13 protein-coding genes and 1 pseudogene are annotated in these 24,223 nt (G+C 59.4%); 7 read left to right on the forward strand and 7 right to left on the reverse strand.

Annotated elements, in window-relative coordinates; translation table 11 throughout:
* The gene (locus NA78x_RS01345) at positions 1–1,650 is read left to right on the forward strand and encodes a tetratricopeptide repeat protein (RefSeq protein ID WP_425616620.1); all 1,650 of its coding nucleotides are present in this window, start codon (positions 1–3) and stop codon (positions 1,648–1,650) included.
* 118 nt (positions 1,651–1,768) lie between these two features.
* Entirely contained in the window at positions 1,769–2,434 is a 666-nt protein-coding gene (locus NA78x_RS01350) for a transposase (protein WP_425616621.1), read from the forward strand.
* Between the two features lie 943 nt (positions 2,435–3,377).
* On the opposite strand, the gene NA78x_RS01355 is transcribed toward NA78x_RS01350, so the two are convergent.
* Both NA78x_RS01355 and NA78x_RS01360 read right to left on the reverse strand, forming a co-directional pair.
* Positions 3,378–4,385, reverse strand: coding sequence for a WD40 repeat domain-containing protein (locus tag NA78x_RS01355; RefSeq protein WP_425616622.1), 1,008 nt, complete (start codon positions 4,383–4,385; stop codon positions 3,378–3,380).
* Positions 4,386–4,801: 416 nt separating this feature from the next.
* Positions 4,802–6,145, reverse strand: a complete 1,344-nt coding sequence (locus NA78x_RS01360) for a DUF1501 domain-containing protein (protein WP_425616623.1) — start codon at positions 6,143–6,145, stop codon at positions 4,802–4,804.
* Positions 6,146–6,400: 255 nt separating this feature from the next.
* Between NA78x_RS01360 and NA78x_RS01365 the strand changes: the two genes are divergently transcribed.
* Positions 6,401–7,429: a DUF3592 domain-containing protein gene (locus NA78x_RS01365; RefSeq protein WP_425616624.1), complete on the forward strand. Its 1,029-nt coding sequence runs from the start codon at positions 6,401–6,403 to the stop codon at positions 7,427–7,429.
* On the opposite strand, the gene NA78x_RS01370 is transcribed toward NA78x_RS01365, so the two are convergent.
* Positions 7,421–8,239 (reverse strand): sugar phosphate isomerase/epimerase family protein, encoded by an 819-nt coding sequence (locus NA78x_RS01370; protein WP_425616625.1) that lies wholly within the window; start codon positions 8,237–8,239, stop codon positions 7,421–7,423. The two genes, NA78x_RS01365 and NA78x_RS01370, sit on opposite strands and share 9 nt — an antisense overlap.
* A 138-nt stretch (positions 8,240–8,377) precedes the next feature.
* Between NA78x_RS01370 and NA78x_RS01375 the strand changes: the two genes are divergently transcribed.
* On the forward strand, positions 8,378–8,863 hold the full coding sequence (locus NA78x_RS01375; protein WP_425616626.1) for a type II toxin-antitoxin system VapC family toxin: 486 nt from the start codon (positions 8,378–8,380) through the stop codon (positions 8,861–8,863).
* Between the two features lie 278 nt (positions 8,864–9,141).
* On the opposite strand, the gene NA78x_RS01380 is transcribed toward NA78x_RS01375, so the two are convergent.
* Positions 9,142–10,095 (reverse strand): NAD-dependent epimerase/dehydratase family protein, encoded by a 954-nt coding sequence (locus NA78x_RS01380; protein ID WP_425616627.1) that lies wholly within the window; start codon positions 10,093–10,095, stop codon positions 9,142–9,144.
* 294 nt (positions 10,096–10,389) lie between these two features.
* Here NA78x_RS01380 and NA78x_RS01385 point away from each other — a divergent pair, with 294 nt between their 5' ends.
* Entirely contained in the window at positions 10,390–10,656 is a 267-nt protein-coding gene (locus NA78x_RS01385; protein ID WP_425619489.1) for a VanZ family protein, read from the forward strand.
* 1,166 nt (positions 10,657–11,822) lie between these two features.
* Here NA78x_RS01385 and NA78x_RS01390 read toward each other — a convergent pair.
* Positions 11,823–12,914 (reverse strand): annotated as a pseudogene (locus NA78x_RS01390) (glycosyltransferase family 39 protein); the annotation flags it as partial.
* Between the two features lie 305 nt (positions 12,915–13,219).
* On the opposite strand from NA78x_RS01390, the gene NA78x_RS01395 reads away from it, so the two are divergent.
* A complete protein-coding gene (locus NA78x_RS01395) occupies positions 13,220–14,245 on the forward strand; it encodes a dihydrodipicolinate synthase family protein (RefSeq protein ID WP_425616628.1) in 1,026 nt (341 codons plus the stop codon).
* 163 nt (positions 14,246–14,408) lie between these two features.
* Positions 14,409–15,962 (forward strand): UxaA family hydrolase, encoded by a 1,554-nt coding sequence (locus NA78x_RS01400; protein ID WP_425616629.1) that lies wholly within the window; start codon positions 14,409–14,411, stop codon positions 15,960–15,962.
* Positions 15,963–16,033: 71 nt separating this feature from the next.
* On the opposite strand, the gene NA78x_RS01405 is transcribed toward NA78x_RS01400, so the two are convergent.
* Entirely contained in the window at positions 16,034–16,687 is a 654-nt protein-coding gene (locus NA78x_RS01405) for a hypothetical protein (RefSeq protein WP_425616630.1), read from the reverse strand.
* A complete protein-coding gene (gene uvrA / locus NA78x_RS01410; protein WP_425616631.1) occupies positions 16,684–23,967 on the reverse strand; it encodes an excinuclease ABC subunit UvrA in 7,284 nt (2,427 codons plus the stop codon). The genes NA78x_RS01405 and uvrA overlap by 4 nt, the downstream gene beginning before the upstream one ends.
* Between the last annotated feature and the right edge of the window lie 256 nt (positions 23,968–24,223).

Raw genomic sequence — 24,223 nt, forward strand, 5'->3', positions numbered from 1 at the left:
ATGACGATGGATTGTGCTTCGCGAACCTCGCTCAGATTCGTTCGCTGCCTGATGTGCGCCCTGCTGCTCGCTGGTTGCTTACTCACCCACCTGCGAGCCGATGAACTGAACGAACTATCCCTCGATGGCTGGAAGCAACTGAAGGAAGTCGAACGGTATCAGCTGCAGATTGCCGAGAAGTATGCTCGCGAACAGAACTGGAAGATCGCGGCCGCCGAGTACGAAAAGTTCATGGAACTGTACGAGTCGAGCACCGGCGCACCCTACGCACAGTTGAAGTGGAGCATCTGCCAAGTGCAACTTCGCAAGCAGAACACGGCCATCAAGGACGGCTACCAAGCGGTCATCGACTACTGGCCCGATTCGCCCCAAGCCACTGCCGCTGCGTTCTATATTGGCCGCACCTACAAAGACATCGGCCGTGTCAAGGAAGCCAAAAAGGCTCTGCGCGACGTGGTCGCCAAGTATCCTGGGCACCTCGTCTCGATCTATGCGATGAATGACCTGATCGACATCTCGACGATTGAGAACGACGTTCCCACGCGAGTCGAACTGTGGAAAAAGCTCACCTTCGAAACCAAACGCAATCGCGATGCGAACCAAACCTGCATCAATGCTTCCGTCAGTCTGGCCGCTCATCGTTTTCGCGAAGGTGCCTTCGACGACGGCGTGAAAGCACTCGAAACCACTTACAAAGCACCTCAGTTGGCTCATCGCGTGCACGAGTACGTTCGCCAGCCTTTGGCCGAACTGATGAACGCGCCCGAGACCGCTGCCAAAGGTGGCAAGCTGGCCGATCAGGCCATTAGTTGGCTGAAGACGCAAGCACCCACCGACCTCAGCACGCCCGAAGCCAAGGCCGAACTAAAACGCAACGGTCTCGACTCGCTCGATCTGCTCGCGATTGCCAAGCGAGACGATCAGGTCCCGCCTGCTTACGAACAACTGCTGAAAACGCTCGGCGGCACCGACGACGAACTCCTCGGTCGCTTGGCCGGCTTCTACAAGTCTCGCACCAAGTGGGACGATGCCCGCACTACCTATCGCCGCTTCTCAAACAAGACCGAAGGACTGAATCAGGTTGCTTACAGCTATCGCGAGCAGAACAACTTGCCCCTGGCGATTGAAACCTACGTGCAAGCCATCGCCCAGGCCGACGAAGACAGCCGCAAGAAGTTGCAGGAGCAACTGGCCGTCACATATCGCGGCGCGAAGAAGATTCCCGAAGCGGTCGCTGTGTACGAAGACCTTTACAAGTCCGATGCGACGAACTCCAACCGTTGGCGGTACGCGATTGGCGAGACCTATCGTGAAGCGGGTCAACTCAAGGAAGCCATTGGCCACTATCGCCAGTGCGACAACTTCCCCGAACAGTACAAGATGATGGCCTGGTGTCATCGCCATTTGAAGCAATACAACGAGGCCATCGTCCTCTACACACAAGTCACCAGCGATCAGGCTTCCGCTCCCTGGGCCATGCTGCAAATTGCCTACACGCGCGAGGAAGCAGGCCAGTCCGAACAGGCCATTCAAATGTTCCAGCAGGTGTGCAAAAAGTTCCCCAGCGACGGCCACGCGAGCATCGCCCACACCCACCTCAACAACAAGTACAAGATCTTCCTCACCCTCGGCGGCGCAAAGGATGAATAACCTCGGGGTCGGCGAGTCTTTGGCGACGACTGACTCAGCTAATTCCGCAGGCCATTGCTCGCCATAGACTCCCGACCCCAATTCGCCAGCCATTCTGCATGACGTAAGAGGCACGAGCATGCCCCGGCATCAGCGATTCTCCTCGGCCGGCTATGTCTTTCACGTCGTGAATCGCGGTGCCGGTCGCCAATCACTGTTTGATGACGAGGCCGACTACGATCAGTTTGTCGCCTTACTGGAACAGGCGCGCCAGCGAGTTGCGATGCAGATGTTGGCCTACTGCCTGATGCCGAATCACTTTCACCTGCTGCTATGGCCAACCACCGATGATTCGCTCTCCGACTACCTGCACTGGCTCACCACCACGCATAGCCAACGCCGTCACGCCAAGTTGAAGACCACCGGAACGGGCCCCATCTACCAAGGCCGCTTCAAATCGTTTCCCGTTCAAGACGACGATCACTTTCTGACGGTTGCTCGCTACGTCGAACGCAATGCCCTGCGGGCCAATCTCGTTCAGCGTGCCGAGCACTGGAAGTGGAGCAGCTTGTGGCAGGTTCACCACCAGCGGTCCGACATCCCACTGGCCGTCTGGCCGGTCGCTCGTGGCAGCGAATGGCTGAAGTTCGTGAACGAGCCTCAGACCGACAGCGAACTGAGCACGATCCGTCACTCGGTCCGGACCGGCCGGCCCTATGGCACCAGCGAATGGTGCCGCACCACCGCCCAGACCCTCGGCCTCGAAAGCACCCTGCGCACTCGCGGCAACCCGGGCCGCTTCTAAACTCGGGGTCCGCGAGTCTTTGGCGACGACTGACGCAGCTACCTCCGCAGGCGATTGCTCGCCATAGACTCCTGACCCCAATTCGCCAGCCATTCGATCGACTTTAAGCCTGTCGACGCTCGCATCGGTAATCGACAAGCTGTGATCGGGTTCGATTGGCTGCCGATCATGAGCCCTGGGGTCGGGAGTCTATGGCGAGTGAAGCGAACACCACTCGCTGGATCGCTCTTCGCCAAAGACTCGCCGACCCCCGTTAGCACGCTCGCCATGCCGCAGCAAACCAACTCCGCTGAACACCCCCCTTGCTCAACCGTTTTGATAACTTTTTGACGCAATTTTTCGCGGCGACAAACCTTATCTAATCGCTTATTTATAAACAACTTACAAATAAATTCTGGTGGTTATAGGGCGATTTCTTGATAACCATTTGATAACAACCATTTGGTGGGGGTTGTTCCTGTAGTGATAACCGCGGCGGCCCGAGAACTTCCGAACAGCAAGGACAAACACGCTTCCCTTAGTTCGTAGCGGCTGCACACGACAAATTGCACATCTGCTGCGTAGCAGATCGATAGCTTTCCACCAGGTTGCAAAAGATCTGCTGCGAGAGTTCGTTGCCAGCAAACAACTGCCGAGCTAGCGACTACCCCGCACGCGCGCAGCGGCACACCAAAGAGCCGAGAAGAAAAATCGGCCTTCGTGGACAGCCAGCACTTGTCGTTAAATTATTCCGACATGCTAATTTATTGTCAACTATTTATTGACAAAAAACCCAGGGGTCGGCGAGTCTTTGGCGACGAACGACTCACCACTCACCGAACCCCAGCTCGCCATCGACTCCTGACCCCAATCGCGCAGGCCACCCATCGACCCACCCGCGCCCGAGAGGTATCCGAGTCGCCGCTCATTCCATTGGCTGCAGAATCACCCCGCCAGAAAGCTCTTACTTTTTCACTTCAGCGGCCGCGGGAGCGGGAAACACATCGCTCTTGTCCGCGGTCTTGAACACCTGCAACTGACTATGGCTGCCGAGCGTGAGGAGCGTGCCATCGGGCGAAAAGGCGACCGCCCAGGCCGTGCTTTTGCCGGGGCCAATCGAGTGAACTTCCTTCTTCTCTTTCAGGTCCCAGAGCTTGCAGGTTTTGTCGTGGCTGCAGCTGGCGAGCAGGCTGCCATCGGGCGAAAAGGCAACCGAAGTGATCCAGTCCTTGTGCCCTTCGAGGGCGAACTGCTCTTTCCCTTCCTTGTCGCGAATCTTGATCTTGCGATCGGCCCCGGCCGTGGCCAGTTGGTTACCATCAGCTGACCAGGCGAGCGCCCAGACGGCGTCGTCGTGGCCATCGAGCTTGGCTTTTTCTTTCCCTTCGGCGGCATCCCACAGCTTGGTGGCCTTGTCGGTCGAAGCACTGGCGAGCGTACCGTCGGCAGCAAAGGCCAGCGAGTAAACGGCTTGGTCGTGAGCCTTGAACGACTTCACTTCCTTCGGGCCATCGACTTCCCACAGGATGATCGTGCCATCTTCGCCGCCGGTGGCAAAGCGTTTTTCGTCCTTCGTCAGGGCGATCGCGCGAACCCAGCCTTTGTGCTTGTCGAGCGTCGTCTTCGGCTTCTTACCATCGACATCCCAGACGATGACCTTGCCATCGTAGCCCGTCGTGATCAGTGTCTTGCCGTCATTCGAAGCAGCCACTGCCCACACGTTCGTTGGGTGACCTTCGAGCGAAGTGACCAGTGCCCCACTGGTGGCATCCCAGATTTTCACATCGCCGGGGCGATACTGCAGGCTCTCGCCGCCGACAGTAACCAGCTGCTTGCCGCCGTTCATGAACAGCAGCGATGTCACCCAGCGGTTGTGCTTGCCGATGCTGGCAGGCTCTTGAGCGTGGGCTGCGGAGACCAAACCGCCAACAATACCAAGGATGAGAGTAGTCAGAACCAGGTTGCGCGTCATGACGTGCTCCACAGTGATTTAGCAAGGAAACGAGCGAGTGCAGTGAAGCAGCATGATAGTCGAGCGCAGCAGGCGGAGCAATTTTGTGATTTGCCGGGTGCTATGGGGATTATCTTCTCTGTGCTTTCGTCCCGTAGGGACGCTGTGTGTAGCCACGGGTGTAACCCGTGGTAAATGACGTAGAAGAGTTGCCGTCCCGTAGGGACGCTGGACCGTTCACTCACAGCATACCGATGTACTGCCGACAACGCTGCCGCCGTCCCTTCGGGACGAAGATGTTCTATCGATCTGTTTCCACGGGTTACGCTTCGCTCGCTAACGCGATCGGCGCTAAACCCGTGGCTACAGCCAGCGTCCCTTCGGGACGAATGCGAGCGTGTAAGGGCGCGCCCGAAAAACCTCCCGACCCTGAATTGCTAAATCAATTCCTTGATCGGCTTCACGCCGGGGTCGACCAGGTACTGGGGTCGGCCGCGGAAGTCGAACAGGCGGGGGGCAGTGGCGAGATTGATGCCCAGGTTGCGATAGAGCGTGGCGTGTACTTCGTCGAACGTGACAGGGCGAACCTTGGCTTCGCCACCCATGCGGTCAGTCTCACCGATCACTTGCCCGGTCTTCATGCCGCCGCCAGCGAGCAGTGCGCAGCTGACGCCTGGCCAGTGATCGCGGCCAGCGTCTTTGTTGATCTTGGGTGTGCGGCCGAATTCGCCCCAGGCGACCACGGTGCAATCTTTGTCCATGCCCCGTTCGTGCAGGTCTTCGACGAGGGCCGAAACAGCCTGATCGAAAATCGGCAACTCCCCCTTCGCGTTCTTAAAATTCTGACCGTGCCAGTCCCAAAAGCTGTAGTTGATCGTCACGACGCGCACACCTGCTTCGACGAGTCGCCGCGCGAGCAACAGATTCTGCGGCACTCGCGGAGCGCCATCTCCCTTGGCCTTCGAGGGATCGTAGTAGCCGTAGCGAGCACGCGTTTTGTCGTCTTCCTTGGTGATATCGAGCGCGTCGAACAGTTGCGACGAGGTGAGGATGCCCATCGCCCGCTGCGTGAAGACATCGAGGCCGTCCATCGAACGACTGCTGTCCCACTGGCGACGAAAGTTGTCGACGTTCGTCAGCAGATTGCGGCGGTCATCGAGGCGCGTGGCATCGATCCCTTGCAGCACCAGATCGTCGCGCCCCTCACCCATCGGACGAAACGCCGAGTGGCCGAGGCCGAGGAAGCCGCCGTGAGGTTCGTTGTACGGCTTGTGCTGCGTCTGATAACAGAGGCTCACAAACGGTGGCACGCCTGGTGCAGTCGCGCCTTGCAAGCGCGAGACGGACGAGCCGACGTGGGGCCAACCTCCAGCGGGCGGATTGGCGCTCAAGTGACCGGTAAAACATTGATAGCCGGCGTGCTCGTCGCGGGCACCGACGATGGTGCGAATCGGCACGAGCTTGTCCATGATGCGGGCCATGTTCGGCATCAGTTCGCAGATCTCGATGCCCGGGACGTTGGTCTTGATCGGATCGAACTCGCCGCGAATCTCGGCGGGGGCATCGATCTTGATGTCGTACATATCCTGATGCGGCGGCCCACCACAGCAGTAGATCATGATGACCGACTTGTGACTTTTCTGCGTGCCTGCCTGAGCTTCCAACTCGAGCAGATTCGCCAGCGACAAACCGCCCAGCCCGAGCGCGCCGATTTGCAAAAAACTGCGCCGCGATTGGCCGTTGCAAAGTTTGGCCTGACGGGGGCCAGCGAGATTCAGCATGACAACTTCCTGCGATCGATTCGGCAGCGGCGGGGCGGGAACACCAACGGTGGGAGGGTAGCTGTGCCACCTACTCTTTATCGTCGTCGTTGGCCTATTTCGATGCAAGTCCTTCCTGAATTGACAGATAGACAATTCTTCGGGCAATGCACGCGGTAAATTCACACAAGTCCGGCTCCCATAGCCCGAATACCCTGGTAAAGGAAGCAGGTAAGATTGAGGTGTGCTTTCTGTGAGTCGCTACTTGAGGATTGAATGCAAAAACTGGGCTGTGGCATCGTGTTCGCCATTCTATTTGGGGGCCTCTGGTGTGGACTGACGTTCACGTTTGACGGCGTAATGCTCGTCCAGCTGTTTCGGCAGGTGCAGACCTTCCGTTACTCGGCGACCGAGGGGACAGTCACGCATTCCGCAGTGAAGGTCAATCACGATAGCGAGGGAAACTCGTATAGCGCGGAGGTTCACTTTCGCTACCAGGTGAATGGCCAGGCGTACGAGGGCAAGACGATTCGTTACGACTACGCGGGACTCGGCAAGAGCCACTCCGAGGCCACGGTTCGCAACTACCCCGTGCAGCAGACGGTTCCCGTTTACTACCACCCTTCCTCGCCGCAGCATGCGGTGCTCGAAACAGGTCTCGCGATTACCTCCTTCGCCGGCCTCCTGTTTTTGACCCCGTTCAATGCGTTCGCTTTCGGACTTGTCGGCGGTGTCTACGCCTGGCTGCGCGGCAGGCAACTGGGCCGCCCCGTGATCGGACTCTCGGTGCGCGATGATGGTCTGAACCGTGTGATTCGTATCTATCAGGCGAGCCCCGCGTTCATGGCACTCGTCGCTTGGGGAGCAACGGGCTTCATTACGGTTTTTGGCGTGATGCTGGCGAGCATCGTGATCTCACTCGAACTGGCGATCGCCATGGGTGGAATCATTACCCTCACAGCGCCGCTGGTCGGTTGGTGGCTGGCCGCGAAGTACTATTCGCAACTTCGTCGCGATACGATGCGCGGCACCATCGAGATCCGCGAAGCCGATGGCCGGGTCTCGCTGGTCGTGGAGCAAGACCTGCAGCCCGCCCGCTATTCACGTCGCCAGACGACCGACAGCGATGGGGACAAAAGTGAACGCTTTCCCGTGGAGTTGCCCTTTCACGATCCGGCAACCAATACCGTGCGAAGCCTGAAGCTGCCGGAACAAGTGACCGAGGAAGATGCCAAACGGTTCGTCAGCTGGCTCAATGGCGAGTTGCGAACGGTCGAGATGTTACCGGGCGAATTGCTACCGTAGGTCTGCCGCGCGCATCAGCTTGTCGGTCGCTTGATAGGCCTCGGTGACCCACTCGGTGATCTTGTCGGGCTCGGGAGAATACTCCAGTTCGATGCTGATCGCCCCATCGATGTTCAGGTCTTTGATCTCGCGCAGGTAGGGTTCGAACGGGACCACACCGCGGCCCGGTGGCAGGTCCCCATGCTGCTTGCCGTTGCAATCGCTGATGTGAACGTGAATCGCGCGGCCTTTCAGCCGCCGCAGTTCCTCCGGCGCGACATTGGCCAGGACGAGATGCGAAACATCGATGTTCGCCTGGACCGCCGGATGAGCGCAGTCGTCGAGAAAGCGGACCATGTTGTCGACGTTGTTCAGCAACGACAACTGGAATGGTTCCAGTTCGAGCGCGATCTGCACGCCGAGGTTCGCCGCGTAATCTCCCAATTGCTGACAAGTCTCAACGGCGAATTTCCATTGCTCGGCCGGCGGAATCACTTCCTGATTCCAAATGTATTCGCCCAGCACGAGCAACACATTCTTCGCCTCGTACTCGTAAGCCAGGTCGAGATACTCTTGCACGCGGTCGATGTGAAACCGCCGCACGCTCGGGTTGAAGTCGATCAGCCCCACAGCGACGCAGGCGATGGAGATAATCGGCAGTTGCAGCCGATCGCACTCCCGCTTGATCAGCAACCGCTCGCGAATGTCGATATCGAGCGGGTCGACGAAAATATCGACGCTATCAAAGCCCAGTTCTTTGGTCTTTTGCAGTCCATATTCCGTCGGCTGATTTGCCTGCACCCATGCCGAATTGATCAAGCCCAGCTTCATGGTTTGTTCGCCCTGGTTTGACTGTCACAGACAACCGTTGAACTTCCGCTCGCGTGGGCTGATGATAGTGGCAACTTTTCACCGGTACCATCACCGACTCAGTGATTCCCGCCGCGTAGTTCGTGAGTGAGTTGCGCAATGAAAACGATCTACATCGAAACCTCGATCATCAGCTTTCTGCGCGCTCGGGCAAGTTCGCATATCGTGTCCGCTGCGAGACAACTGCTAACACAACGCTGGTGGAATGAGGAGCGGCATCGATACCAACTCTTGACATCGCAATACGTGATTGATGAAGCCGCGCAGGGCAATGCAAAACTTGCCAATGAACGCCTCGCAATCATCGGCGAGATACAATTGCTCGAGATTTCGGACGCAATTCCTGCACTAGCCGAAAAGCTGATGGCAACTGCAGTGCTCCCGCCTTCGGCCCTGGTCGATGCACTGCACATCTGTGCTGCGTCGTATCATCGGTTAGACTATCTGTTGACGTGGAATTGCACACATATTGCCAATGCGCGAATCCTTCCTCAAATTCGAAGGATATTGCTGGATTCGGGGTTTGAATTGCCCACTGTCTGCACCCCAGAGGAGATGGTCGATGAACAAGCCAACACAGATTGAGCCCTCACCTGATTCCATCATTCAGGATTTGCATCGGATCCGCGAAGCAATCGCAGCCGAACATGGGAATGACTTGTTTGCGATCACTCGAGATGCGCGGCGACGTCAGGCTGAATCCGGACGTCCCGTCTGGCGCGGCAATCAACCAACTCAGCCTTCCGACAATTCAGAAGCTCCAGCAAAAGTAGAACCCCCGGCAAGCCCGCCCTAAGCTGCCAGCCAAACTGGGGCGAAGGGCATTTTGGTTACTCCCGCCGTATGGCCCCAGGTTTTAACTTCTAACCTCTTCCTCGCAGCCACTCCACATACTCTCTCACCCCCGCCTCGATCTCAACTCGTGGTTCGTAGCCGAGCAGGCGACGGGACTTGGTGAGGTCGGCATGCGTGAGCGGAAGGTCTTCGCCGCGAGGAGGAAGGTAGTCGATGATTGCCTTTTGACTGGCGGCCTGTTCGATCAGGGCAATGAGTTGGCGAATGCTGACGGGCTGATCGTGACCCAGGTTGAGACATTCACCCGCGATGTTCGGCGCGGTGAGCGAACTGACAATGCCGCGGCAAATATCGCTGACGTGGGTAAAGTCGCGGAGCACACTGCCGTCGCCAAAGAGAGGCAAGCTCTCGCCCGCCAGAATCTTGCGTGCAAAGACCGCCAGCGAAAGCTCAGGTCGTAAACGCGGACCATAGACATTGAAAAAACGGAGTGAAGTGAAAGGTACTCGGTGCAAGTGAAAGTAGTTCAACCCCAGCAATTCGGCCGTCCGCTTGCTAACGCCATACGGACTGGCCGGGATGCCGAGCGGCGCATCTTCGACGAACGGTGCTTTCGCACCCTGACCATAGACGGTCGACGAACTGGCGAACAGAAATCGCTCGACCGGATAATCGCGGGCGGCCTCCAGCAGCGAGAGTGTCCCTTGCACGTTGTTGAGCACCACTTCTTCCGGATGCTTCACGCTGTACGGCACACCCGGCGAACCACCCAGGTGAATCACGTGCTGGAACTGCTCGGCCGCGAACAGCTGTTGCATCGCTGGTGCATCGCAAAAGTCGGCTTCGACAATCTTCAGCTGGGGAAGAACCGCTAACTCGTCGGCTGTGTCTCGCTTGAGTTGCGGATCGTAATAAGAATTGAAGTTATCGAGCACGACGATGCGCTCGTAACCGGCAGCGGCCAGCGCGCGGCACAGATGGCCGCCGATAAAGCCCGCTCCACCTGTCACTAGAACCGTCATAACCCGCCCCGCAACATGAACAGCCGATCACAGGCCCAATGATATACTGGACTGTGGTATTTTTTCTGAGCCGGCAGCGTCACTCAGTTTAATCCCTCGCCCGTTACGCGTCCGTTCGCTTTTGCTGAGTCGCCCGTGCCCAAACGTCTGAAAACTCGGCTCCTGCTGATCTCGGTGATTGTCGCTGCCTACTGGACGCTCATTTTCACGCTGACGCACGTGCCGATCTCGTTGCCGGGGCCCATCGGCTCGAGCGATAAACTTCAGCACGCCGCGGCCTACTTCGGGCTGTCGGTGCTCCTCTGCTGGGCTTACTCGGCGTGGCGCCCAAACCATCCGCTGGGCTTCATCGGGTGCTTTTTCGCGATTGCCGTGTATGGCGCGGTGGACGAAATCACTCAGGGTTTGATTCCCGGCCGCTCGCCCGATGTCTTTGATTGGATTGCCGATGTCGGCGGCGCAGCGCTCGGGGTGGGTTGGATGTTTTTGGTCGCCGCTTTTTGGCCTGCGCGGGCGGCCTTGCCGGCTGCAGCCGCTTCGTCCGAAGTGAGCACACGATAGATCTGCTGGGGCGGCCGCGGCCGCTTGTTGTCTTTCCAGGGTGCTTCCGGGCCCAGTCGCGTTTCTTCACGCAACACGCGATCGGCGACCAGCTGATCGATGTGCTTCGCCGAGAATCGCCGATCGTAGCCGTAGTTGCCGGGGCTCAAGTAGCGGCGCAGTTCGTTCCAATCGACAACGACAAACCGCACACCCTTTTCGAGGAACGCGGCCCGCTGTTCTTCGGGCAACTTGTTCTGCGTCCACTCGGTGAACAAGCAGTCGTCGAAGCAAGTGTTGTAATAGATGCTTGTCTCCGCCGACTTGGCCGGCAGATCCCAGGGCGTGGCTCCGCCCACAAGTAACACACCCTCGCCGGGCGCGGTGAACTCACTGATCCAGCGCTCGGCCGGCGAGAGCCGCTGCGGCGAGTTCGTGGGCTTATCGATCTCGGCAGCGTTGAGCGGTTCGCCACGCAAGTGAGTCAGCGCCACGAACCAGCGAGGATCGCTCGTCAGGCCCGTGCCAGCGATGAGCAGCCAACTGAAGAGCAGGCCTACCGCCAAGAATAAGCGGGCAATCGTCGCACCGGCTTGTTCCTTCACATACACATACCCATAGCCGGCTACGAGCGCGGCCAGCGGCAACGCGGGGACGAGAAATCGTTCGATGCGGTGCGTCACCAGGAACCAGGCAGCGACAATGAACGACAGTAGTCCCAGCGAGAGGAGCCCGAAACGAATCGCCGCTCCTTGTTCCGCCGAGTAGTTCCACCAGAGCACGAGCAGGGCCCACGTGCCGAGCAGGAAAAGCGGCAACAAAAGTGGACTGGCAAACGTGCCGTGGAAGGTCAGTTCGCGCAGGCCGTTATACAACTGCCGCAGGGTAATGCGCCGGCCCTCGGCGTCTTGAGGCACTTGGTGGGCCTTCACCCAGCGGGCATCTTTCTCGGGCGTGCGAGTTTCGCCGCCCAGTGTTTTTGCAAGCAGCGGATAGAACGGGTTGCCGGTGAGGGCTTTGTTTTTGGCATACCAGAGTGAGCCGCCGAGCAGCAGGCCGATTAGCAACAGCGACAGACTAACGGCAGCCTGTTGAAAGCGATTCGCATTCATGGCTGCGGCCCGCTGTCCGCGCAGTCCCAATTTGCGCAGCAGCGTTTCGACACAGAGGGGCACGACCACGAACACCAGCGCGGGATACTTCACCGCGGCCGCTGCACCGGCAAAGAAGCCAGCGAGAATGAGCGCTCGCCAATCGCCCGTTTCGCTCTTCTGCCAGACCCACCAGGTAGCCAGTAGATAGAAACCGAGGACCGCATCGTTCAGCCCTTGCATCGACACGTGCGCCACGAGCGGGAACGACAAATAACAGAGCGCAGCGGCCAGCCCGATGGTACCGGAGAGACTGCGACGACCGATGCTCCAGAGCAAGACAGCCGTCAGTGGTGCAAACAGACTCATCAGCGTTTTGGCCGTGAGCCCGCCCAGCCACCAGGCCTCTTCACCACCGCCGAGGATTGCCGTCGCCGTGATGGCCTGCAGCTCGGCCCCGAGAGGCATGTTCGCATACACATTGTGCGGCAGAAAATCGATCTGCCCGCGCTGCAGCCATTCCTTGGGCGCTTGCAGGTGGTACTCGCGAACGTCGAAGTCCCACGGGGGGAGCATGCCGCCCAGCAAGTACGGCAAGCTGAACAGCGCGATGAACCAGCCTGCGTAACGCTCGGCCCACGAGCGCGGAACAGTTGAGGCAGGCAGTTCCAGTTCGCTCGGTTGCAGCAGACGATAGACGAGAAGGGGCAACGTCAGCAGGCCAATCAGCAGCCCCAGCCAGATCCACCACAGCTGATGCAGCGAACCAGGAACCAGGCCACCCGCGAGCACATACAGCGAAGCGAGATTCAGCCCGGCACCAATCGACAGGGTGACGTGCTCGAGCTTGTCGAGTGATTTCTTATTCGTCAGCAACATCACCAGCAGTGAGCCCGGGCCGATACTCGCGCCAATGATTAGCGCCGCGGTGAAGAGGATCGGCAAGCGATCGAAAAACGCGATCGGCACCGACTTACGCCATTCGCCGAACCAATTGCCAACGACAAACTCGGGTGTAAGGACGAGTTGGATGACCTGACGACGCACCGCCGAGTGATCGAGAAACAGCCACATCCAAAAGAAGAGACTGATGGCAATCACCGCCGCCGCTGCCGACCAACGCAGCCCCGCGCGCTGCAGCAGATCGCCCGCCGGCAATACCGCTGGGGTGACTTCGGCAGTCGGCATTCGCCGTTTCGAGTTTCGCGTTTTCGGCACGGACCGAATCCTTCCAGACTTTGTCGTAGTTACTTGATGAGCCGGGCGCTAACGCTTCCGGCTCAGGGCTCAGGTAAATGGGGGGCTAACTAAGCGAAGGGGGCAACCGCTATGCTTTTGTAGCGGCTAAGCCAGATAATCGAAACAAGCCGCACAGACCAGCCGGGCGGAAACTTGCGGAAAGTTTGAGCCGAATTAGGTTGTAGCAGACAACCGCTATCGCATTTCTTGACCCGACTTATTCCCCTCGATACGCAATCCGCTACTCACCCACTATGGCAGCCACCGCTGAGAACCGCCTGCGCGGCATTTTTACGCCCAACATCGTCCCGCTGACGAGCGATGCGGAGATCAACGAGCCGGAGCTGCGCCGCTACGTCGATTGGCTCATCGACCACGGCGTCCACGGACTTTATCCCAACGGCAGCACGGGCGAGTTCACGCGTTTCACCGTTGAAGAGCGGCGGCGGATCATCGAAATCATGGCCGATCAGACGCGCGGCCGCGTGCCGATCTTGGCTGGTGCGGCTGAAGCAAACGCCCGCGAAACGATCAAAGCCTGCGAGTACTACCACACGCTCGGTTGCCGCGCCGTGGCCATCGTGTCGCCGTTCTACTACAAGTTGTCGCCGGCCGGCGTGTATGCCTACTTCAAGGAGATTGCCGACAACAGTCCGATCGATATCACGCTCTACAACATCCCGATGTTCGCATCGCCCATCGATGTGCCCACGGTGCAACGACTGGCCGAAGAGTGCCCGCGCGTGATCGCCATCAAAGACAGCTCGGGCGATCTGCCCCACATGATGCGAATGATCGCCGCCGTGCGCAAACTGCGGCCCGACTTCGGCTTCATGACCGGCTGGGATGCCGCGCTGATGCCCATGCTGCTCATCGGTTGCGATGGCGGCACCAACGCGACTAGCGGTGTCGCGCCCGAGATCACCAAAAAGCTGTACGAACTGACCATCGCGGGCAAGATCGACGAAGCCCGCGACCTGCAGTATCGCTTGCTCCCGCTGTTCGACACGATGCTCTACTCGGCCGAATTTCCCGATGGCTTTCGCGCGGCACTCAAGCTGCGCGGCATCGAGCCCGGTCCGAGCCGCCAGCCGAAGTCCGCTGTGCAAGTCGATCAACTCCGCCAGCTCAGCGACCAGCTTCAATGCCTGCTCGCCGCCGAGGGTTTCACCAAAGAACCGAGCGCCGGGTGCAAGGTCACGCCCGCCGTCGATGCCGATCACGTTGCCCGCATCGTACAAAATGTCGTCGGCGAACTGCGCAAGCGCGGGATTGCGTAGCTTCGCGTTCGGCCGGACTTTAGCCGCTTCCGCAGAGCGGACGCCGCAAACGTCCTGATCCCGTATAATGCGGACTGCATCACACCGTCACGGTCGTGATGCCTCCTTGCCGCTCGGTAGCTATTTCCGCCACTCGCCGCTCGATTCGGTCGTTAGGAACACCATGATCGCCACTGCCGGTCGCTTGACCGATGTCGTGCATTTGCATCCCGAAGACAATATTATTGTCGCCGCGCGCCACCTAGCTGCGGGCGAAAAGCTGCAAGTCGGTGAGCGCTCGATCACTCTGAATCAGGCCGTGAAGATCGGGCACAAAATCGCCCTGGTGCCGATCGCCAAGGGTGCGCTGGTGCTGAAGTACGGCCAGATCATCGGGGCCACGACCGCGGCCGCTGAACCAGGCGACTGGATTCACAGCCATAACTTGCACAACGGCGACTTCGTCCGCGACTATGCTAAGGCAGAGCAGATTCCCGCCGACCTGCCGCCGATCACTGGGCGCACCTTTCAAGGCTTTCGCCGCAAAGATGGCCGCTCGGGAACGCGGAACTACGTCGGCATCATTTCGTCGGTGAACTGCTCGTCGACCGTGTCGCGTTACATTGCCGAACGGTTCGACAAGGAAGTGCTGAAGGCTTACCCGAACATCGACGGCGTGATTGCCTTTCGTCACGGCGGCGGCTGCGGGTTGCAGTACGGCGGCTTGCAGCACGAGATTCTCGCCCGCACACTGGCCGGGGCAGCACGGCATCCGAACATCGGCGGTTTTTTGATCATCGGCCTCGGCTGCGAGAACGCGCCGATTGGCTACCTGCTCGATTCGCAAAAGCTCCTTACTCTCGACGGCAAAGGCAATCGCAAGTTGCCGCCGATTCTCTCGATGCAAGATCTGGGCGGTACTGCGAAGACCGTCGAAGCGGGCATCAAGGTCCTCGCGGAACTGTTGCCGCAGGCCAACGATGTACGCCGCGAAGCGATCCCGATCAGCGAGATCATTCTCGGCACCAACTGCGGCGGCTCCGATGGCAACAGCGGTGTGACTTGCAATCCGGCGCTCGGTGTTGCTAGCGATATGCTGGTCGCGGCGGGGGGCACGAGCGTGCTGGCCGAAACGACCGAAATCTACGGTGCCGAGCATTTGCTCACCCGCCGCGCAAAGTCCGTGGAAGTCGCCGATAAGCTGCTGGAGCGGATCAAATGGTGGCTGTGGCATACCAGCTTGTATGGCGTCGAGATCGACAACAATCCGTCGGTCGGCAACAAGGAAGGTGGCCTGACGACCATCGCCGAGAAGTCACTCGGCGCGGTGGCGAAAGCAGGCACCACGGCGCTCAGCGAAGTCTATCAATATGCTGAGCCCATCACGGCCAAAGGCTTCTGCGTGATGGACACTCCGGGCTTTGACCCGCCGAGCGTGACGGGACTCGTCGCCGGCGGCTGCAACATGATCGTTTTCACCACGGGCCGCGGCAGTTGCTTTGGCTGCAAGCCGGTACCGTCGATCAAGGTCGCCAGCAACACGCCCATGTACGAACGGATGATCGACGACATGGACATCAACGCCGGCGAGATCCTCAACGGCAAGAGCGTCGAAGAAGTGGGCCGCGAGATCTTCGAAAAGATCATCTCCGTCGCCAGTGGCGAAAAAACCAAGAGCGAGCTGCTGGGCTACGGCGACGAAGAGTTCGTGCCGTGGCAGATTGGGCCCACGTTGTAGGAATGCAAAAGTAAGAACGCAGAATGCAGAACTGTGAATTCATTCTGCATTCTGACTTCTACGTTCTGCATTTACTTCACCAGATTCAACGTGCCCCACAGGCTGGGGTCTTCGGCGAAGGGAAACTCGGGGCCGACGGTGAAGGTTTGGGGGCCTAGTTCGCGGTCGATGACGGCGTAGGTGAAGCCGATGGCAGGCTGATCGCCGGGGGCAAAGCCGGTGAGCGTTTGCACGGGCAGGAAAGCCTGCAGCGTGTAGCCGTCGTGCCGGCGTTCGCCGCGAATTTGCAGCAGGCGAGTATCGATCTCGCGTGGGCTTTCTTTCGCGCGGTTGATGGCGAGCAGGGCGATGAGGGGTTCATCGAGCTTGCGGCCAGCACCGAGGGGCAACAGGGCAATTCGATGACAGAAGCGGCCGGCGCGGTGAATGTTCTGCGTGTTGCGGGTGTCGATCCACAGCTGTACGCCATCGCTATCGTCGATCCGCGAGTCGCGGCACCACGGCGGCTGCGTCTTGCCTTTGATCGCGAATTGAAACGCTAAGCCCGCTTCGCTCCAGCCCGCGCGGACCTCGGTGTGAATCTTCTTTCCTTCGAGTTCGCCGAAGCAAGGCAAAATGTGCTTGGGACCAAGGGACGTACCTTTGCTCGACCACAAGTCCGCGGTGTAGAAGCAAGGGGCGGCGAAACGGAAAAGAAATGTCGGGGCTACGAGTCGATCGCTCACGAGGCCACCTCTCGCAGTTTGCCCAGCGACGCCAAATGCTGCGTCAGGAACTGCCGCAGTTCGGGCTGATGGACTTGTTCGATATTGGCGAAGTGAATCTTGATCACATCTCGCTCCTTGCTCAAATCGTCAAACTCCCGGGTCGAGCCCAACGTAGTAATGCCGCCGAGGGCGAACTTTCCTTTGGGGCCGTTCAGCACGAGTAAAAGCGACTGCGGCCGCTTGGTATAGAGCGTCGCCCAGGCATCGCGGGCTTGCGGCACCAGTACACGAACCAGCTGCTGGTTATTCCAGAGGAACTCGCTCTCCGGCGCGACCTCTTTGATGAGTTCACACAACTCTTCGAGCGTTTCGGCTTTCCACTCCACGTTGCGACCTGGTGGGAAACCCTTGCGGAGCAGATGCCACTTCTGGCCGAGCACCTTCCAGGGCGAAACGTCTTCGGGCGAGACGGTGGCCTTCTCGGTGAACTTGAAGAAGCCCTGCACGGCGTCGTCGACAAACTGCCAGAACTCGGGCGTGTCGACTTCGTCGTACGAGTGCACGCGAACTTCGATCTCTTGCCACGGCCCTTGCAGCGTTTTCACTTTCACGCGTGGCTCGTTGCCATAGATGGGCAGGTCGGCCAGCTCGTTGAGCGTCTTCAGTTTGATTCGTTCCTGCAAGGCCTCGCGTTTGAAGGTTCCCTTGTAAACGCGGAATTTCAATTTGAGCAGCCAGGTTTCGCCGGTGATCGCATGGAAGAACCAGCCATCACTTTTCTTGCTGGCGGCGATCTCGACGACGGAGCGTTCGCTCCAGTCGGTTTCGCTGAACTCGCCCAGCGAGTGAATGCGGTCGACCACTTCGTCCAGGATGCGGCCGTCCCACTTACAAGCCTCGCCGGTGCGGCCGACGCGCGACTCGGTGTGCCATTTGCGACCGTCGACTTCCCAGGGCATCTTCACCGTCTTGCCGACCTCGGTGATATCGAGATCGCCCTGCTGTTCTTGCTCCGCTTCGTTCGGGTCGTACTTCTTGCGATCTTCGAACGGTCCGGCCAGCAGCACGGGAGCGAGCGCGGCGGCGGTGTGCGAGAACGGGATCGCCGCCAATTCTTCGGCCGAGAATTGTCGCTCGTCCTTGGCGGACTTTTTCTTGGCTTTGGCTTTCGGTTGCAAACTGGTTTGCGCCACGGCGGGCAGGCCATGCGCGGCGACGTGACGCTGCACAACTTCGTCGGGCGTGCCGAAGGCGACGACCTGGCCGCCCCCTTCGCCCGCGTCGGGCCCCATGTCGATCATCCAGTCGCAGCTTTTGATGATGTCGAGGTTGTGTTCGATGAGGACGACCGTGTTGCCGATATCGACCAGCCGTTGCAGCACTTCGAGCAGCTTGGCCAGATCGTCGAAATGCAAACCGGTCGTCGGTTCATCGAGCAGGTAGAGCGTGCGGCCGGTATCGGGACGCGAGAGCTCCGCGGCGAGCTTCACGCGCTGAGCTTCACCCCCCGAGAGCGTCGGAGCAGGTTGACCGAGTGTGAGATAGTCGAGCCCCACGTCGCAAAGCGTTTGCATGATGCGGCGGATCTTGGGAATGTTCTCGAAGAGCTTCAGGGCATCGCCACAGGTCATATCGAGCACATCGCTGATGCTGTGCCCGTGGAACATGACCGCCAGCGTTTCGGGGTTGTACCGCTTGCCGCGGCAGACGTCGCACTCGACCCAGACGTCGGGCAGAAAGTGCATTTCGATTCGCTTCTGGCCGTTTCCTTCGCAGGCTTCGCAGCGACCGCCGGGAACATTAAAGCTGAAGCGGCGGCCGGAGTAGCCGCGCACCTTGGCCTCGGGCAATTGCGAGAAGAGGGTGCGGATCAGTTCGAAGCAGCCCGTGTAAGTAGCTGGATTCGAAGTGGGCGAGTTACCCAGCGGCTGCTGATCGACGCGAATCACCTTGTTGATGTGCTCGAGGCCGTGAATCGCGTCGTGCTGGCCGGGAATGACCGACGCGCGATGCAACTGGCGGGCAATGGACGCGTACAGCACATCTTCGATGAGCGTGCTCTTGCCGCTACCGCTGGGGCCGGTGACAGCCGTGAGCGTACCAAGCGGAATCTTGGCCGTCACGTTGCGCAGGTTGTTGTGCCGCGCGCCGACGACCTCAATCCACGCTTGCTGGAGTTCCGGCTTTAGCCGGTCCGGTTCACCACTGTTCGCAGCCACCGCAGTCAGCGGAGCCTTTTTCTTCTTGCTGGCCTTCACCGGAACCGCTGGTTCGCCGTTCGCATCGACGGGAGGCAGAGCGTGGCCAATGCGGCGCGTCTTGGGAACGGGAATCGCCTTCCGATTGCTCAGGTACGGTCCCGTGACGCTGCGCGGTTGGCTATCGAGATCGCTGGGGTGAGCACTGGCGACGATCTCGCCGCCAAGTCTTCCTGCCCGGGGACCAAAGTCCAGCAAGTGATCGCAATGCTCGATCACTTCGCGGTCGTGCTCGACCACAATGAGCGTGTTGCCGAGATCGCGGAGCTTGTGAAGCGCGCCGAGCAAGCGGGTGTTGTCGCGCGGGTGCAAACCGATGGTCGGTTCGTCGAGTACATACAACACGCCGCACAATCCGCTGCCGAGTTGACTGGCGAGGCGAATTCGCTGGGCTTCGCCATTCGACAGAGTCGCCGCCGGGCGAGAGAGCGACAGATAATCGAGACCAACGTCGAGGAGGAACTGCAGCCGGCCGGTAATTTCACGCAGCAGTTCGCCGGCGATCTTTCGTTCCCGTTCGCTGAGGTTCCAATTGGCAATCGCCGTTTGAAAGTGAGCGAGTGGCATGCGACCGAGTTCGCCGATCGTCTGATTGCGAAAGCGGACTGCGGAGGCATCATCGCGCAAGCGACTTCCGCCGCAGGTTGAGCATTCGACATCGGCGACCAGTTGTTCCAGGCGAATACGCAGCAGCGGCGACAGCTTCGAGGCTTCTTCGAGCGCCGGATACAAGCCCTTGAACTGAAAGCGAAACAGCGGCTTGGCTTTCTTGCCAGTCGCACCGGGCGGCAACACATCGAACCATTGTTCTTCCGCGCCGTACAACACCGTGCGTCGTTGCCGATGGGGCAGTTGATCGAACGGTACATCAAGGGGCACGCCGGTGCCTTGGCCGAGTGCTTCGAGCATCGCCATGGCATAGGACGTTTGCAGATTAGGCCAAAGGGCTAGCGCGCCTTGAGCGAGCGTGAGCTTGGGATCGGAGAGTAGTGCGGCCGGATTGGCACCGGTTTGCACGCCCAGGCCTTCGCACGATGTGCACCAACCGAGCGGACTATTGAACGAAAAGCTGTGGGGCGTCAGTGGCTCGAAACTGCGACCGCATTCGTGACACGCCAGATGTTGGCTGTGCGCGACGGTTCGCCACTTGGCTTCGGGCACGTCGTCTTGCACGTAAGCGACGTGCATCACACCCTTGCCGAGAGCGAGCGCTTGCTCGATGCTCCCCGCAATGCGCGAGCGTGCCTCTTCCTTGACCGTGATGCGGTCGAGAACGACTTCCACCTTGTGTTTGCGGCGACGATCAATCTCGGGCACAGCATCAAGCGTGTGAGATTGATTGTTGATGCGGATGCGGTTGTAACCCTTGGTGCGCAGATCTTCCCACAACGTGGCGTATTGCTGGCCGACGTCAATCTCGACGGGGGCCATCAAAAAGAGCTTGGCCCCGGGCGTTTCGGCGAGGATCGTATCGACGACCTGATCCGCCGATTGCGTACCAACGGGAATCTCACACGTGGGGCAATACAGCTGCCCGAGCCGCGCCATGAGGATGCGCAGGTAGTCATAAATTTCGGTGACGGTGCCCACGGTCGAGCGGGGCGTGTGACCAAGGTTCTTTTGCTCGATGGCAATGGCCGGGGAGAGACCGTCGATGTGGTCGACGATCGGCTTTTGCATCTGCGCGACAAATTGCCGAGCGTAACTGCTTAGGCTTTCGACATAACGTCGCTGACCTTCGGCATAGATGGTGTCCATCGCCAGCGAGCTTTTGCCGCTGCCGCTAGGACCGCAGAAGACCGTCATCTTGTCGCGCTCAATGCTGGCGCTGACGTCTTTCAGGTTGTGCTGCTTGGCACCGCGGACGGTGATATGCGTGGCCAGGTGAGGCGGGCCTTGCGTCCCGGGGCGTTCGATCAGCCCGGTGTTCTTCTTGGCCTTCTTCTTGCCGTTGTTCTTGGTTTCTTCTTCGCTAGGATGCAAAGCGGCGTAGGCTTTTTCGCGAGCCTCTTTGGCCGCCGAGCCATCGAGCACCCTGCTCAGCGCGCGGCCCGTATAGGAACCGGCAACCTTCACGATGTCTTCGGGCGTGCCTGCGGCCAGCAACTGCCCACCGGCGGCACCACCTTCGGGCCCCATGTCGATGACCCAGTCAGCCGTCTTGATGACGTCGAGGTTGTGCTCGACGACAAGGACCGTATTCCCGGCATCGACAAAGTTGTGCAGCACCTTCAATAGCAGTTGAATATCGGCGAAGTGCAAACCAGTCGTGGGCTCATCGAGCAAGTAGAGCGTCTTGCCGGTGCTCTTTTTCACCAGTTCGCGGGCCAACTTGATGCGCTGAGCTTCACCACCGCTGAGGGTCGGCGAAGGCTGGCCCAGCTTGATGTAGTCGAGACCGACGTCGTGCAAGGTTTGCAGACGGTGATGAATGTTCGGCACATTTTCGAACAGGCCGAGCAATTGCTGCACGTCCATTTCGAGCACATCGGCAATGCTCTTGTCCTTGAAGCGAACCTGCAGCGTTTCACGGCTGAAGCGTTTGCCTTCGCAGACCGGGCAAGTGACCCACACGTCGGCGAGAAAATCCATTTCGAGCCGCGTGCTGCCGTTTCCTTCACAGGCTTCGCAACGTCCACCTTCGACATTAAAGCTGAAGCGCCCGGGCTTGAAGCCACGGCGCTTCGCTTCCGGCATTTGCGTGAACAGATCGCGAATTTCGTCGAACAGTTTGACGTAGGTGCCGGGATTGCTGCGGGGCGTGCGACCGATGGGCGTTTGATCGATGGCGATGAGCTTATCGAGATGCTCCATTCCTTCGATGGCGCGATGCTTACCAGGATTGCCGTCACCTTTGTTCAAATCGCGGTGCAATGTCTCGACCAGAATATCGCTGATGAGCGAGCTCTTGCCGGAGCCGGAGACGCCCGTGACGCAGACGAACGCGCCGAGCGGAATCTCGACATCGACGTTCTTCAGATTGTTATGTTCCGCGCCGAGAATCCTCAGGCTCCTGTCGGTACGAGCGCGCCGCTGCTTGGGGACGGCTATTTCGAGTTCGCCCGACAGGTACTTGCCGGTAATGCTCCGCTCAGCCTTGAGCACTTCGCCAGGGCGACCTTGCGCGACGAGTTCACCGCCGCGCACACCGGGACCAGGACCGAAGTCGAGAATTTGATCGGCGGCCCAAATGGTGTCTTCGTCGTGCTCGACAACGATGACGGTGTTGCCCATATCGCGCAAGCGACGGAGCGTGGCGAGCAAGCGGTCGTTATCGCGCGGGTGCAGGCCAATGGACGGTTCATCGAGGATGTAAAGCACACCGACGAGTCCGCTGCCGATTTGACCGGCGAGACGAATCCGCTGCGATTCACCGCCCGAGAGCGTGGGCGCGGTTCGATCGAGCGACAAGTAATCGAGACCGACATCGATCAAGAAGCCGAGGCGGGTGCGAATTTCTTTCAGCACTTCGGCGGCGATGATCTGCTGCGTATCGGTGAGTTGCAAGTTCTGGAAGAAGGCAGACGCATCGCTCACGGCCAGGTTGCAGATCTGCGGCAGTGTGCGACTTTCCGGCTCACCAACCGCGTTGCTTTGGGTGGTCACGCGGACCGCGCGAGCTTGCGGCACGAGTCGCTCGCCGTGACACGTGGGGCAGCCCACCATGCTCATGTATTTTTCGAGTTGCTTCTGCTGCATCTTGCTTTTGCTGTTGCGATGCTTGCCCGCAAACTCGGGAATGATCCCTTCGAACTTGCCGCCGTACATCATCGGGGCCTGACCACCGCGCCAGGTGAACGTGATGTGCTCTTTGCCGGTGCCGTAGAGCAGTACGTTGCGTTGCTCGGTCGTCAGTTTGTTCCACGGCGTTTCGAGCAGCGTGTCTTCTTGCCACTTGTGCTTGCGTTCGAGCGTGTCGGCGACGCCTTGATAAATATGTCGCCGCCAGCGACCCAATTCGTGCCATGGCCCGATGAGCTCGATGGCCCCTTCTTTGAACGTCAGCTTGGGGTTTGGCACCAGCAGTTCGGGTGACAAGCTGTACATCACACCGAGGCCGTCGCAATCGGGGCACATCCCCTGCGGGCTGTTAAAGCTGAAGAGCTGGGGGCTGGGGGGCTCGAACGACAGGCCGCATGTTGTGCAGGCATAGTCGGACGAAAACAGCAAATCGCCCGCGCGAGCTTCGCGACGCTTCCGCTTGTTGGACTTGGCCGAGGCTTCTTCCTCGGCGGGTTCTTCGGCTTCTTCGTCCTGCGGAACGGGCGCGGCCTTGGTTTCGCCAGCCGCCAGATCGAGGGCCACGATCAGATTGCCGCCACCCATCTTCAAAGACGTCTCAACCGCTTCACTCAAACGCGGGCGCACATCGGCGCGCAAGGTCAGCCGGTCGACAACGACTTCGATATCGTGGCGCATCTGGCGGTCGAGCGACAAACTGTCGTTCAGTTGCACGATGGTGCCGTCGACTCGTGCACGGACAAAGCCCTGCTTCAGCAAGTCTTCGAACAGGTCTTTGTATTCACCCTTCTGTTGGCGAATGAGGGGCGCCAGGATGTTGAGCTTGGTCCCTTCGGGTAACTGCAGAATGCGAACCAAGATTTCTTCACGCGATTGCGCGGTGATCGGCAGGCTGCACTTGGGGCAATGCCCTTGGCCGACGCGGGCGAACAGCACGCGCAGGTAGTCGTAGATTTCGGTGATCGTACCGACGGTGGACCGGGGGTTATTGCCGCTGCTCTTTTGGCTGATCGAGATCGACGGACTCAGGCCGCCAATGAAGTCGACATCGGGCTTGGGCATTTGCCCCAGAAAATGGCGCGCATAGCTAGACAGGCTTTCGACATACCGCCGCTGCCCTTCGGCATAGAGCGTATCGAAGGCGAGACTGCTTTTTCCGCTCCCGGAAACGCCCGTGAGGCAAATGAGCTGATTTCGCGGCAAAACGAGAGACACATCGCGCAGGTTATGCTCGCGTGCCCCTTTGATGACAATGTCCGATGCTGGCATACGGCGGCCAAAACCCCCAAGCAAGTTCATCCGTGACGAATCCTGCCATTGTACGAATATTCAGTACGGGGCGGACAGGGGGAGAAGTCATTCGAGCCCCGTCGGGCAATCGGGGCGAAGCAGCTTTCTCGAAACGTGATAGCAGCTAGTAGCACGGCTGCGTCTGTAGAATGGGGGGTAATCGATCGAGTTCGCCGAGGCACTTCAAGAGCGTTGAATCCTGCGTTCGAGATCGTCAAGATCAGCCGCGAGTTTTGCTTGTGTCTCGTGGAGCGCGGTGAGCAGT

The organism is Anatilimnocola aquadivae (assembly GCF_049819085.1).
GTDB lineage: Bacteria > Planctomycetota > Planctomycetia > Pirellulales > Pirellulaceae > Anatilimnocola.